This window comes from Solibaculum intestinale, from assembly GCF_040096205.1.
Classification (GTDB): domain Bacteria; phylum Bacillota; class Clostridia; order Oscillospirales; family Acutalibacteraceae; genus Solibaculum_A; species Solibaculum_A intestinale.
In genome coordinates this window covers 95,187-107,915 of sequence record NZ_JBBMFD010000004.1, presented here as the reverse complement: position 1 = coordinate 107,915, position 12,729 = coordinate 95,187, and the positions used below count along the sequence as shown (strand labels likewise).

Annotated in this window: 17 protein-coding genes; 16 read left to right on the top strand and 1 reads right to left on the bottom strand. The window is 56.8% G+C overall.

The genetic code is table 11. From position 1 onward, the window contains the following. Positions 1 to 2 precede the first annotated feature (2 nt). The 13 genes from fabZ (at position 3) to WMO26_RS04140 (ending at position 9,450) form a co-directional block, all read left to right on the top strand. A complete protein-coding gene (gene fabZ, locus WMO26_RS04200) occupies positions 3 to 416 on the top strand; it encodes a 3-hydroxyacyl-ACP dehydratase FabZ (protein WP_349218360.1) in 414 nt (137 codons plus the stop codon). Positions 417 to 433: 17 nt separating this feature from the next. Continuing rightward, entirely contained in the window at positions 434 to 1,768 is a 1,335-nt protein-coding gene (accC, locus tag WMO26_RS04195; protein WP_349218358.1) for an acetyl-CoA carboxylase biotin carboxylase subunit, read from the top strand. Positions 1,769 to 1,771: 3 nt separating this feature from the next. Further along, positions 1,772 to 2,641 carry an acetyl-CoA carboxylase, carboxyltransferase subunit beta gene (gene accD / locus WMO26_RS04190; RefSeq protein WP_349218356.1) on the top strand — a complete coding sequence of 290 codons (870 nt, stop codon included), beginning with the start codon at positions 1,772 to 1,774 and terminating at the stop codon, positions 2,639 to 2,641. Positions 2,642 to 2,644: 3 nt separating this feature from the next. After that, positions 2,645 to 3,427 (top strand): acetyl-CoA carboxylase carboxyltransferase subunit alpha, encoded by a 783-nt coding sequence (locus tag WMO26_RS04185; RefSeq protein ID WP_349218355.1) that lies wholly within the window; start codon positions 2,645 to 2,647, stop codon positions 3,425 to 3,427. Then, positions 3,424 to 4,248 carry a DegV family protein gene (locus WMO26_RS04180; protein ID WP_349218354.1) on the top strand — a complete coding sequence of 275 codons (825 nt, stop codon included), beginning with the start codon at positions 3,424 to 3,426 and terminating at the stop codon, positions 4,246 to 4,248. The genes WMO26_RS04185 and WMO26_RS04180 overlap by 4 nt, the downstream gene beginning before the upstream one ends. 177 nt (positions 4,249 to 4,425) lie before the next feature. After that, a complete protein-coding gene (rpsU, locus tag WMO26_RS04175) occupies positions 4,426 to 4,602 on the top strand; it encodes a 30S ribosomal protein S21 (protein WP_349218352.1) in 177 nt (58 codons plus the stop codon). Between the two features lie 150 nt (positions 4,603 to 4,752). Then, a complete protein-coding gene (locus WMO26_RS04170; protein WP_349218351.1) occupies positions 4,753 to 5,304 on the top strand; it encodes a YqeG family HAD IIIA-type phosphatase in 552 nt (183 codons plus the stop codon). Next, positions 5,264 to 6,127 (top strand): TIM barrel protein, encoded by an 864-nt coding sequence (locus WMO26_RS04165; protein ID WP_435431546.1) that lies wholly within the window; start codon positions 5,264 to 5,266, stop codon positions 6,125 to 6,127. Before WMO26_RS04170 ends, WMO26_RS04165 begins: the two co-directional genes overlap by 41 nt. Before the next feature lie 22 nt (positions 6,128 to 6,149). After that, entirely contained in the window at positions 6,150 to 6,581 is a 432-nt protein-coding gene (gene aroQ, locus WMO26_RS04160; protein WP_349218348.1) for a type II 3-dehydroquinate dehydratase, read from the top strand. A 23-nt stretch (positions 6,582 to 6,604) separates the two neighbouring features. Beyond that, complete coding sequence (locus WMO26_RS04155) at positions 6,605 to 7,672, top strand: M24 family metallopeptidase (protein ID WP_349218346.1); 1,068 nt, start codon at positions 6,605 to 6,607, stop codon at positions 7,670 to 7,672. Between the two features lie 74 nt (positions 7,673 to 7,746). Beyond that, on the top strand, positions 7,747 to 8,304 hold the full coding sequence (efp, locus tag WMO26_RS04150) for an elongation factor P (protein ID WP_349218345.1): 558 nt from the start codon (positions 7,747 to 7,749) through the stop codon (positions 8,302 to 8,304). Positions 8,305 to 8,361: 57 nt separating this feature from the next. Beyond that, positions 8,362 to 8,811, top strand: coding sequence for a CD1247 N-terminal domain-containing protein (locus tag WMO26_RS04145; RefSeq protein WP_349218344.1), 450 nt, complete (start codon positions 8,362 to 8,364; stop codon positions 8,809 to 8,811). A 231-nt stretch (positions 8,812 to 9,042) separates the two neighbouring features. Then, positions 9,043 to 9,450 (top strand): hypothetical protein, encoded by a 408-nt coding sequence (locus WMO26_RS04140; RefSeq protein WP_349218342.1) that lies wholly within the window; start codon positions 9,043 to 9,045, stop codon positions 9,448 to 9,450. An 85-nt stretch (positions 9,451 to 9,535) separates the two neighbouring features. Here WMO26_RS04140 and WMO26_RS04135 read toward each other — a convergent pair whose 3' ends face one another. Beyond that, a complete protein-coding gene (locus tag WMO26_RS04135) occupies positions 9,536 to 10,627 on the bottom strand; it encodes a hypothetical protein (protein WP_349218341.1) in 1,092 nt (363 codons plus the stop codon). 338 nt (positions 10,628 to 10,965) lie between these two features. On the opposite strand from WMO26_RS04135, the gene tsaE reads away from it, so the two are divergent. From tsaE to rpiB, 3 genes are all read left to right on the top strand, one after another. After that, the gene (gene tsaE, locus WMO26_RS04130; protein ID WP_349218340.1) at positions 10,966 to 11,409 is read left to right on the top strand and encodes a tRNA (adenosine(37)-N6)-threonylcarbamoyltransferase complex ATPase subunit type 1 TsaE; all 444 of its coding nucleotides are present in this window, start codon (positions 10,966 to 10,968) and stop codon (positions 11,407 to 11,409) included. Further along, complete coding sequence (gene tsaB, locus WMO26_RS04125; RefSeq protein WP_349218339.1) at positions 11,397 to 12,104, top strand: tRNA (adenosine(37)-N6)-threonylcarbamoyltransferase complex dimerization subunit type 1 TsaB; 708 nt, start codon at positions 11,397 to 11,399, stop codon at positions 12,102 to 12,104. The genes tsaE and tsaB overlap by 13 nt, the downstream gene beginning before the upstream one ends. Positions 12,105 to 12,188: 84 nt before the next feature. Further along, complete coding sequence (rpiB, locus tag WMO26_RS04120; protein ID WP_349218337.1) at positions 12,189 to 12,632, top strand: ribose 5-phosphate isomerase B; 444 nt, start codon at positions 12,189 to 12,191, stop codon at positions 12,630 to 12,632. Positions 12,633 to 12,729: the final 97 nt, after the last annotated feature.

Genomic DNA, 12,729 nt, shown 5'->3' with positions numbered 1-12,729 from the left:
AAATGAACCGAGAAGAAATCAAGACCATCCTTCCCCATCGGGAGCCGATGCTCCTCATCGACGAGGCGAATGCCGTGGATGAGACCCACGCGGTGGGACAATATACCGTAAAGGGCGACGAATGGTTTTTGCAGGGCCATTTCCCGGGAAACCCGGTGGTGCCGGGTGTGGTGCTGTGCGAAATGATGGGGCAGGCCTGCTGCGTGATGCTGGCGGGCAAAGCCGAAGGCGCCACCCCGTATTTTACCGGGCTTAACAGCGTCAAGTTCAAGCACCCCGTAAAGCCAGGGGATACCCTGCAGATCCAGTGCTCCATTGAACGGGTCCGCGAGCCCTTTTACTTTGCCAAGGGCAAGGGGTATGTGGGCGATAAGCTGGCGGTCAGCGGAGAATTCTCTTTCGCGTTGATGAGATAGGAAAGGGGAGGAAACCGTTGTTTTCCAAAATTCTAATTGCCAACCGCGGGGAAATCGCCGTGCGCGTCATCCGCGCCTGCAAGGAAATGGGCATCTCTACGGTAGCGGTCTATTCCGAGGCCGACCGGGAGGCGCTGCACGTGAGCCTGGCGGACGAGGCCATCTGCATCGGCGGTCCCCAGGTGAAGGACAGCTACTTAAACATGACGGCCATCCTGTCGGCGGCGGTGGCGACCGGCGCCCAGGCCATCCATCCGGGCTACGGCCTTTTGTCCGAGAACGCCAAGTTCGCAAAGCTCTGCGAATCCTGCCGCATCGTGTTCATCGGCCCCTCGGCTGAGATCATCAACAAGATGGGGGACAAGGACGAAGCGCGCCGCACCATGAAGGCGGCCGGGGTGCCGGTGGTGCCTGGGTGCGACGTGATTGAGGATGTGAAGGAAGCCCATAAAAAGGCGGACGAGATTGGCTATCCGCTGCTTTGCAAGGCGAGAGCAGGCGGCGGCGGCCGGGGTATCCGCCTGGTAAACCATACCGACGAGTTTGAAAACGCGTTTCAGACCGCCTCCAACGAAGCCCTCAGCGCCTTTGGTGACGGGGCGGTGTATTTGGAGAAGTTTTTAAGCCCGGTTAAGCACATTGAAATGCAGATCATCTGCGACGACCACGGCAACGTGGTGTGCCTGGGGGAACGGGACTGCTCGGTGCAGCGCAAAAACCAGAAGCTCATCGAGGAAAGCCCCTCGCCGGTGGTCACCGAGGACATCCGCGCAAAGATGGTGGAGGTGTCCACTAAGGCGGCGAAAGCCGTGGGCTACCGGGGCGTGGGAACCATCGAATTCCTTTTTGACCGGGACAACCACTACTACTTCATGGAAATGAATACCCGTCTGCAGGTGGAGCATCCGGTTACCGAGATGGTCACCGGCATCGACCTGGTGAAATGGCAGATCCGGGTGGCGTCCGGTTTGCCCCTGTCCTTTACCCAGAAGGACATCAAAATCGAAGGTGCCGCCATCGAATGCCGCATCAACGCCGAGGACCCTAATAACAACTTCTGTCCCTCCTGCGGGCGCATTACCCTGCTGCACGTGCCGGGCGGCCCCTGGGTGCGGTTCGATACGGCCCTTTATCAGGACTATTTTGTTCCGCCCTTTTACGATTCCATGATGGGCAAGCTGATTGTGTACGCCAAGACGAGGGAAGAAGCCATCCGCAAAATGCAGGCGGCTTTGTGCGAGCTGGTCATCGAAGGGGTGGAGCACAACAGCGAGCTGCAGATGGATATTTTGAGCGACGAGGAATTCAAGTCCGGCCGCTATTATACCAACTTCATGTCGAAAAGAGGATAGGCCATGCTGAAAAAAAGCTTATTCAAGCGTCCGAAGAACGAGCTGGAAACCTACGACAGCAAGCATACCAAAACCACAAGCCCCACCGTGCCGGACGAAATGTGCAGCATCTGCCCGTCCTGCCGCGCTACGCTCTTTACCAGCGACTTAAGCGACAATCATCACGTCTGTCCCAAGTGCGGCCATCATTTCCGGGTAAACGCCCGCCAGCGCATCAGCATGACTGCGGACGACGGCACCTTTTCGGAGATGGACGGGGACTTGCAGTCGGAAAACCTCATCGGCTTTCCCCACTATGACGGCAAGCTCAAAAACGCCCGCCTGGAAAGTGCGGAAAAGGAAGCAGTGGTTTGCGGCACCTGTGAAATCGACGGGTTTCCCTGCGCCCTCTTTGTCATGGAACCCTATTTTATGATGGGCTCCATGGGCACGGTGGTCGGGGAAAAGATCACCCGCCTTTTTGAATACGCGGCGAAGGAAGGCCTGCCGGTGGTGGGCTTTACCGTGTCCGGCGGCGCCAGAATGCAGGAGGGCATTTTGTCCTTAATGCAGATGGCGAAAACCAGCGGAGCGGTCAAGCGCCATTCCGACGAAGGCCTCCTTTACATCACCGTCCTCACCGACCCCACCACCGGCGGCGTCACCGCCAGCTTTGCCATGGAGGGCGACATTATTATCGCCGAGCCGGGCGCGCTGGTGGGCTTTGCCGGACCCAGGGTCATCGAACAGACCATCCGCCAGAAGCTGCCCGCGGGATTCCAGCGGGCGGAGTTTTTGCAGGACAAGGGGTTTGTGGACGCGGTGGTCAGCCGGCTCGAGCAGAAGAGGTACTTGGCGAAGCTGTTGAGCCTGCACGCAAAGGAGGCGGAGTAAAGAATGGAAGCGATTGAACGCGTCAAAGCTGCCCGGGCGAAGGGCCGCCCCACCGGCACCGACTTCATCCATAAAATCTTTACCGACTTTACCGAGCTGCACGGGGACCGCCGTTACGGCGACGACAAGGCGGTAGTCTGCGGCATCGCCAGGCTCATCGACATGCCGGTAACCGTCATCGCCCTGGAACGGGGCCATGACACCACCGATAAAATCAAGCGCAACTTCGGCTGCGCTCACCCGGAAGGGTACCGCAAGGCGTTGCGGCAGATGAAACTGGCGGAGAAATTCCACCGGCCGGTCGTCTGCTTTATCGACACCTCCGGCGCTTACTGCGGCAAGTCCGCCGAGGAGCGGGGCCAGGGGGAAGCCATCGCGGAAAACCTCATGGAAATGATGACGCTCAAAACCCCCGTTATCTCCGTGCTCATCGGGGAAGGGGGCAGCGGCGGGGCTTTGGGTCTGGCGGTGGCCGACGAAGTCTGGATGCTGGAAAACGCGGTCTATTCGGTCATTTCGCCCGAAGGCTGCGCAAGCATCCTGTGGAAAGACCCCAGCAAGACCGCCGAAGCGGCGGAATGCCTCAAGCTCACCGCGGGCGATCTTCTGTCCCTGCGGGTGATCGAACGAGTGTTCAAAGAGCCGGGCGAAGACTTTACCGAGCTTTATGAAACCATCCGCGCCGAGCTTTACAGCACCATCCAGAAAAACAAAGCGCTGCCTACCGAGCAGCTTTTGGACCACCGGTACCACCGGTTTCGCAGAATCGGGTGGGACGGCCGATGATTACCATTGTCACCGATTCCACCGCGTACCTGACCAAAGGCCAGGCCCACAAGCTGGGCGTCCGCCTGGTCCCGGTGAGCTTCACCATCGACGGCCGGTCCTTCAGCGAAAGCTTTGCCGACCAGAAGGGCCGGTATGAGGCGCAGGTGGGGGAGCACATCTTTCAGTGCACCACCGCCCATCCGCCCATCTCCACCTTTGTGGCGGCCTTTGAACAGGAGCTTGAGGCGGGCAACGAGGTGCTGTGTATCGTTATGTCCTCCCGGTTGAGCGGCACCTATTCCAGCGCCACCCTGGCGGCCCAGGAGTTAAATGACCAGCGCATTGCGGTGGTGGATTCCCTTTCCACCGCCGGCGGGCAGTACCTGCTTGTTCAGAAAGCCCGGGAGCTGATAGACGCGGGTATGGGGCTTTACGAGGTGGCTGCCCAGCTCGAGCAGATCAAAAAGCAGGTGGGGACCGCTTTTTCCGTGGACAATATGGACGCATTGCGCCGCAGCGGCCGGCTGGGGCTGGTGCGCCAGTCGGTGTCCGCCATTCTCAACATACGCCCCCTGCTTACCCTCAAGGACGGGGCGATCGTGGCCGACGGCATGGCAAGAGGCCGCACCGAGCAGATCAAAGCCTTGATCGCCAAGGTTCCGCCCCAAGCGGGCCGGGTGGTGGTCGAGTACTTCGGCCCCGGCGTAGAGCCGAAAAAAATTACCGCCGCCTTAAAGCAGGCGGGAGTGGGGGCGGATATCACCGTTTCCCGGATCGGGCCGGTGCTGGGCATCCATCTGGGCCTGGGCGTCGTGGGCCTCGCATGGCTGTGCGACTAGGTTTTAAGCGGGTCTTTGGTGCTTCCTGCCCAGATCGAAAAAAAGACATTGTGGTTTCTTTGTGAGAATGCCGAAAATAGCTTGACAGGCGCCGGTGAAATCATGTATAATATGATTTGTTATAGGCTCACAAGGTCTAATACCCCTGTCGCAAGACGGAGGGGAGGGAATTGCAGAATGCCGGAAGTCCGTGTCAAGGAAAATGAATCTTTGGATAGCGCGCTCAGACGCTTTAAGAGACAGTGTCAGAGAGACAGCGTGATTGCCGAGGTGCGTAAGCGTGAGGCGTATGAAAAGCCTTCCGTTCGGCGCAAGAAGAAGTCCGAAGCCGCCCGCAAGCGTAAGTTCCGCTAAGGAAAGGGCCGGTTGCGGTACAGTTGTATGCAAAAGCGGGCAGTGATGCCCGCTTTTTTCATGTTTGGTCCAGAATCGGATTTGTTCACAGATTTTCTCTTGCATTTGAACGAAGAAATCCGTATCCTGTTGCATAAGGAAGTGAGCGTTATGCCAAAACTGATTCCGGAGCTCATGCGTAAACGGGTGACGCAGATCACCTTGGAAGACCTGCGCGCCCTTTCGGTGAAAGGGCTTTTGCTGGATGTGGACAATACCCTTGCGTCCCACGGCCATCCGGACCCCCTTGACGGGGTGATCGAATGGCTCGCCTTGATGCGGAAAAACGGCATTGCGCTCCTTTTGATTTCCAATAACCGGGAAAAACGGGTGCGCGATTTTGCCGCTCGTCTGCACCTGCCCTTTGTGGCAAACGCTTGTAAGCCCCTGCCCTTTCGCATCCGGCAGGCGGCAAAAAGAATGAATCTGCCGGTATCCGCCATTGCCGTGGTGGGCGACCAGGTTTATACCGATGTGCTGGGCGGCCACGGTGCGGGAATGAAGGCGATTTTGGTGGAGCGGGTGGACGAAGCGGAAAGCCTGTCCTTTCGCATCCGCCGCCGAATGGAAGAAAAGGTGGTACAAAAGTACCAGGAGCAGGAAAAGACCGAGAACAGGAGGGATGACCGTGACGGCACGGTTCGGACCGGCGGGAAATTGTGAGGATTTCTACGAGGCCGGCTATAAAGCGACCATCCAGGCCCCCCAGTATGTAAAGGAAAAGGGGCTTGACGCCTATGAAATTCAGTTTGGACGCGGCGTGCGCATGTCCCAGCCCACTGCTGAGACCCTGGGAGAAAACGCAAGGCAGCAGGGCGTTTCCCTGTCCATCCACGCCCCTTATTATATCTCGCTGGCCTCTCCGGAGGAGTCAAAACGAGACAATTCCGTGGAGTATATCCTGCAAAGCGCCAGGGTGGCCAGGTGGTGCGGGGCGAAGCGGATCGTGGTGCATCCGGGAGGGCTTGGCAAGCTGTCCCGGGCGGACGCCACCGCCCTTGCATCGGTGACCCTCAAGAAAGCGCTGGACGCCATGGACGAAGAAGGCCTGGGGGACATTCATCTCTGCCCGGAAACCATGGGTAAGATCAACCAACTGGGGGACCTGTCCGAGGTCATTGCCCTTTGCGGGATCGACGAGCGTCTGCTCCCCACGATTGACTTCGGGCACCTGAACGCCCGCACCCACGGCGGCCTTGGCTGTGAAGAGGCCATTGAAAAAGTGTTCGAGGAAATTGAGAACGGCTTGGGCCGGGACCGGATGCAGCGCATCCACTCCCATTTTTCCAAGATCGAATATTCCAAGGGCGGCGAGGTGCGCCATCTGACCTTTGTGGACGAGGAGTTCGGCCCTTCCTTTGAAGAGGTGCTCAACGTCACCGTGCGCAAAAACGCGGCGCCGGTATTCATCTGCGAATCGGCCGGCACCCAGGCGCCCGATGCCCTTTTGATGAAGCAGTATTACGACCGTATCCGGTCGAAGTAAGAAAAAAGGACGGCGAAATACCATGAAGAAGATTCTGGTCATCCACGGCCCCAACCTGAATCTGCTGGGGGAGCGGGAAACGAACATCTACGGCAGGGAAACCTTGGGCTCCATCAACCTGCAAATCGCCCAGAAGGCGGAAAGCCGGGGAATAAACTGCGAGATTTTCCAGTCCAATTCCGAGGGCGCGCTGATTGACAAGCTGCACGAGGCGCGCAAAACCTGCGACGGCGTCATCATCAATGCAGGCGCCTACACCCACTACAGCTATGCCATCCGGGACGCCATCTCTTCCATTAAGATCCCGGTGGTGGAGGTGCACTGTTCCAACATCCACGCCAGGGAGGAATTCCGGCACAATTCGGTGATTGCGCCGGTGTGCGCGGGCAGCGTCATCGGCTTTGGGAAGAACAGCTACCTGCTGGCCATCGACGCCATCAAGGACCTGATTTAACGGAAAACAGGAGGCGTTTTGCCATGCAAGGGAGAAGAAAAGCCCTGCTCGACGCCATCGACTGGCGGGCGGACGGGGTGCTGATTTTGTCGCCGGTAAACCGGCGGTATTTTACCGGCTTTGACGCCAGCGACGGCGCGCTGCTGCTCACCCGCCGCGGGTCGGTGTTCCTGACCGACTTTCGCTACATCGAGGCGGCCAAGGCAAAAATCAAGGATTTGGAATGCTTGTGCTACGACCGGTTTTATGACTGCTTGCTAGCCCAGCTGGACCGCTTTGGGGTAGGCCGTCTGCTCATCGAGGAGGAGTACGTCACCGTGCGTCAGGAGCAGAGCCTGCGGGAGCTGCTGGAGGGAAAGGTAAAGCTGGCGGGCGGGGCGGACCAGCCCATTTTCGCTTTGCGCTCGGTCAAGTCCGCTCAGGAAATCCGGTGGATGCAGCAGGCGCAGGCCATCACCGACCAAACCTTTACCCACATGCTTTCCTTTATAGGGGAAGGGGTCAGCGAACGGGAAATCGCTTTAGAGCTGGAGTTTTTCATGCGCAGGCTGGGATCGGAGGGCGTGGCCTTTGAGACCATCGCCGCCTCCGGGCCCAACACTTCTCTGCCTCACGCCGTCCCCACCGACCGCAAGGTAAGGAAAGGGGACTTTGTCACCATGGATTTTGGCGCGGTGGTAAACGGTTACTGTGCGGATATGACCCGTACGGTGGCGGTCGGTGAGGTAAGCGAGGAGCAAAGAGCGGTTTACGAGGTGGTGCTCAAAGCCCAGCAGACAGCCCTTTCCACGCTCGGCCCGGACGTTCTTTGCAGCGACGGGGACGCGGCCGCACGGGATGTGATCGAGGCCGCCGGGTACGGCAAGGATTTCGGCCACGCCACCGGTCACAGCGTGGGGCTTCAAATTCACGAGGACCCGCGGCTCTCACCCAAATGCCAGGCGATGCTTGTCCCGGGAACTACCATGACGGTGGAACCCGGCATTTACCTGGAGGGCCGGTTCGGTGTGCGCATCGAAGATCTGGTGGTCATCACTGAGCAGGGCTTTAAAAACTTGACGAAGTCGGAAAAATCCCTTATAATATTATGACGGCAAGTTTTTCTTGTAATTGGCCTTTGTATCCGGTAAAATGAGAATAATCTTACGTTTTGGGGGTAAAACCAATGGTATCAGCAGGAGATTTTCGCAACGGCGTGACTTTTGAGATGGACGGAAACGTCTATCAGATCATCGAATTTCAGCATGTCAAGCCCGGCAAGGGCGCGGCATTTGTCCGCACGAAGATCCGCAATGTGATTGCGGGCTCTGTGGTAGAAAAAACGTTCAACCCCAGCGATAAGTTCCCGACCGCCTACATCGAGCGCAAGCCGATGCAGTATCTGTACAGCGACGGCGATCTGTATTATTTTATGGATACCGAGACCTACGAGCAGCTGCCGATCAACGCTTCCATTCTGGACGACAATTTTAAGTTCGTTCAGGAGAACATGGAGTGCACCGTTCTCTCTTATAAGGGCAACGTCTTTGGCGTGCAGCCGCCGAACTTTGTGGAGCTGACGGTCACAAAGACCGATCCGGGCTTTAGAGGCGATACCGCCACCAATGTGACCAAGCCCGCCACCCTGGAAACAGGCGCGGAAATCCGCGTGCCGCTTTTCATCGACGAGGGGGAAAAGATTCGCATTGATACCCGCACGGGCGAGTACATGGAGCGCGCCTAATTGGCAAAGAAAACGGACGTGTTTCATCAGACCCATTTGAATAAAGGAGGAGCAGCCATGACTGTGACGGAAAAGGTAGCATATCTCAGAGGGATTCTCGACGCTTCGGAATTGAGTGAGGATGCAAAGGAAACCCGTATTTTTAAGGCAATCGCGGATGTGCTGGATGACTTGGCTATGACGGTGTCCGATCTGGAGGATGGCTTCTCCGAGCTTTCCGAGCAGATTGACGCAGTGGACGAGGACCTGGACGCCCTCGAGCAGGACTACTATGACGATGAGGAGTATGAGGACGAGGACGACGATGAGTTTGTCGAGGTCAAGTGCCCCAACTGCGGCGACACCATCTGTCTGGATGAGGAAACGCTGCTGGCGGGCGAGGTGGACTGCCCCAACTGCGGCGAGACGCTGGAATTCGATCTGCAGTATGCCGACGAGTGCGGCTGTGAGGACGATTCCTGCGCCTGCGAGGAATGCGGCCACGACGTGGAAGAAGAGGATAAATAACTCTTTTTTACCAGGATGATGGCAAGGCCGCCGGACTATTTTTGTCCGGCGGCCTTTTTGCGTCTCATTGTAGGATCAATTTGATAAAATGGAGGTTTCTATTCTTTTCTTGAATTTTATTGTAAAACAATGGTTATTTTGCTTCTTATATGCTATTATTTAAGAAATAGATAATCGTTACAATGGATAAAGAGAGGGAAAATTGATGAAACAACGAGGAATCGCTCTTTTTTGGCGGTAGTGATTGCATTGTTTGGTTCCGGCTGCATTCGGCTCAAATTTTGGAGTAATGTCAAAGATAGCAATATCCAAGAGACGAAAGATACCAATTCCGAAAATCAGTTTGGCAAGACCCACGATTTGTTTACCGGCACCTATAGAGAAATGATAACAGTTGATCGACCTGTGGACTTGTACGGCATGGTGGAAACATTTCATGGAGAAATACGCATCGGGATAACCGACGGGAATGGGAATACTTATTTGAAGAGGGAAAAGGTCCCTTCTACCTCCTTTGTTGTCCACCTGGACCATGCAGGGAACTACTTCATTTTAGTTGATGCGAAGAAGCATATGGGACAATTTCAGTTCGATTGGAATGAGGATGATCCCGATCGAACCCTGCCATCTGTGTCATAAAAAAGTCCGCAAAAGTCGGTATCACCAAGCCGATTCACAGAAAAAGGCCGGAGCGAATCATACGCTCCGGCTTCTCTTATCGTATTTAATCATCTAGTACCATCTGCTGGATGACGCTTTGCCGCAGCGATTCGGCGGCATCGAAATCCATGGCGGAAATGTAGAAATTCTCCAGCTCGTCGTGAATGGCCTTGGCTTCCAGCATCCGGGCGGAGGCCTCGGAAATCAGGTCGCGGCTGGCGCGGCGATTGAAGGAAAGGCGTTGACGGCGCTGGCGCAGCAGCTCGTTGGAGGTAAAGCGCTGCATGTGGATGCGGCGGAAGGGCGAGAGCTTTACTTGGTACCAGCTGTTGGAGGTGACAAACCCGATCCCCAGATCTGGAATCAACAGGTGGTCCAGCTTATCGAGAGGGGACATGGGGCAGTAGCAGGAGATCACATCGTGGCCGCAGGTGAGCGCGTGGGTACGCAGGTGAGCCAGCAGCAGCCGGGAAGAGGCGCCGTATTCGTCCTCAATGACGAAGACCCTGGAACAAAGCTTCTCCACCGTCTCCTCAAAGAAGAGCACCCCGTGGGGCGTGACGGCCGAAAGCAGGCGGATTTCCTCATGCCCCAGGTTTTCCTTGGGCTGGCCGAATTCCCGGCGGGAAAGGCGGGAGGCATAGCGGGCTACTTTTGCCGTGTCGGTGCAGTCGAGGGCGAAGCGGTAGCTGTCGGATAAAAGGCTTCCCGCCGCCGCCAGATACCGAGTGGCCCGGGCGTGCTGGGCCGAGCAGGCGGCCGACGTCTTCATGATTTCGTCCCGATTTTCCTGTAAAATATCTTTATCCCAGTAGGCGCCGATGTTGACGATGGTTTCGCAGGCGCCGGGGAAGGAGGGTTCGAGTACGTGGGGCGAGGTGGCGTCCAGAATGCAGCATTTGCGTTTAGGAATCACCACACCGTCCAATGAATTGGGGTCGGACGAGCAGAAAATCAGCTCAACCTCATACCCGTTTGCTTCCGCCGCCTGGGCGATGCTTTTCATAAAGGTGGATTTTCCCGTACCGGGTCCCCCTTTGAGTAAGTATGCCTGCCACCCGTCATGAGGGTCGTACACGCGGTCAAATTTTGATACAAAGCCTATCGGCGAATTGGAACCTAGAAAAAAGCGGGTGCGCAGCATATCATCTGCCATAAAATCTCCTCCGTTTCCGTTTGATCAGCCTAAGGAATCGGAACTATGAACACCATAGAACCGGCTGTTTCCAAAGCATTGATACAGTTTCATACTATGTCGGCAAAAGGAGGAGGTGACAGTTTTCGAAGAGGAAGGGACGGAAATTACCGTTTTTTTCAATAAAAGCGGAGAGGCCGTGATTAGCCGGATGGGTTTTGCGCATTGTACCAAAAATAAAAATATGGTATAATTCTTTTTAACCAGACGCGTCAAAGCGTTTTGACCGGCTGGCGGGACGCTCCGGATCGGCAAACGCCTTTTCCCGTCCCCACTTGGTTGACCGGAGGATCGTATTCATGCAGACAGATCGTTTTGTTTCCCGTTCGCCCGAAGACACCGAGCAGTTTGCCCAAAAGCTTGCGAAAACCCTTTTGCCCGGCGACGTGCTTGCGCTGTATGGAGGGCTGGGAATGGGGAAAACCGCTTTTGTCCGCGGCCTTGCCAAAGGGCTCGGGGTCGGGGGAGAGGTGTCCAGCCCCACCTTTGCCTTAGTGCATGAGCACCCGGGAGATTTGGAGCTCTATCACTTCGATATGTACCGAGTGGAGGGCTGGGATGACCTGGAATCCACTGGCTTTTTCGAGTATCTGGCCCGGGGCGGCGTGCTGGCCGTGGAGTGGAGCGAGAACATTGAGGGCGCTTTGCCGGCAAATGTCATCCGCGTGGCCATCGAGCCGGGGCAAAACGAGTATGAACGCGTTATCACGGTGGAAAGAGGCGAAGACTCATGCGCATCTTAGCGATGGATTCCTCCGCGGTTTCCGCCTCCTGCGCCCTGCTGGAGGACGAGAAGCTGATTGGAGAACAATATTTGAACGTGGGGCTTACCCACAGCCAGACCCTCATGCAGCTGGTGGAACACCTTCTGGCTGCGGCGCATGTAAAACCGGCCCAGGTGGACGGCTTTGCCGTAAACAGCGGTCCTGGTTCCTTTACAGGAATTCGCATCGGGGTGGCGGCAGTAAAGGGAATGGCCTTCGCGCAGGGGAAGCCCTGTGTTGGAATTTCTACCCTGGAATCTATGGCCTATCTTTTCGAGGGTTTTGACGGGGTGGTGTGCGGGGCGATGGACGCCAGGTGCCAGCAGGTGTATCAGGCGCTGTTCGAGGTTCGGAATGGGCAGGTCATCCGCCTGTGCGAAGACCGGGCTTTGACCATTGCCGAACTGACAGCCGAACTAAAGTGCTTGGGAAAACAGGTGCTTTTGACCGGGGACGGCGCCCATGTTTGTGAGAAAGCCTTTGCCGAGCAGGGGATTCCCTTCCGCCTGGCCCCGCTTCACCTGCGCTACCAGCGCGCCTACGGGGTTGCCCGGGCGGCACAGCAGGCATTTGCCCAGGGAAAGGGCGTGGACGCGTCTGCCCTGCTGCCCTCCTACCTGCGCCTGCCTCAGGCCCAGCGGGAACTCAAACGCCGGCAGGCGGCGGGAAAATAATCGAGTGGAAAAGCCGCCGCGTCTTAACCTGGGAGCGCAGACAGGCGGACCGAATAAATAAGAAGAAATACGGAGGAAAAACAAATGATTGCATTGGGATCGGACCATGCGGGCTTCCCGCTCAAGGAAGAAATCCGCGCGTATTTGGACAGCAAGGGCATTGCTTACAAGGACTATGGAACTTATAGCTGCGACTCGGTGAACTACGCCCTCTTCGGAGCAAAAGTAGGCAAAGCAGTGGCTGTCGGCGAGTGCGAGAAGGGCATTCTCTGCTGCGGAACCGGTATCGGGATCTCCATCGCCGCCAACAAAGTCCCCGGCGTGCGTGCTGCCTGTTGCTCGGACTATTTCAGTGCCAAGTACACCCGCCTTCACAACGATGCAAACATCCTGTGCATGGGCGCCAGGGTGGTGGGCGCGGGCCTCGCTTTGGAGCTGGTGGACGTGTTTTTGAACACGGCTTTTGAAGGCGGCCGGCACGCTGACCGCATCGCTGTCTTCGAGCAGATCGAAAAGGGCGAGCTATAAGCGATAGGCGAGACGAGAAAGGCCCGGCGGAAAGGATTCTTTCCGCCGGGCCTTTCTGGTTTGGAAGCCGGTTATTACTATTAAAAAATGCAGAGCC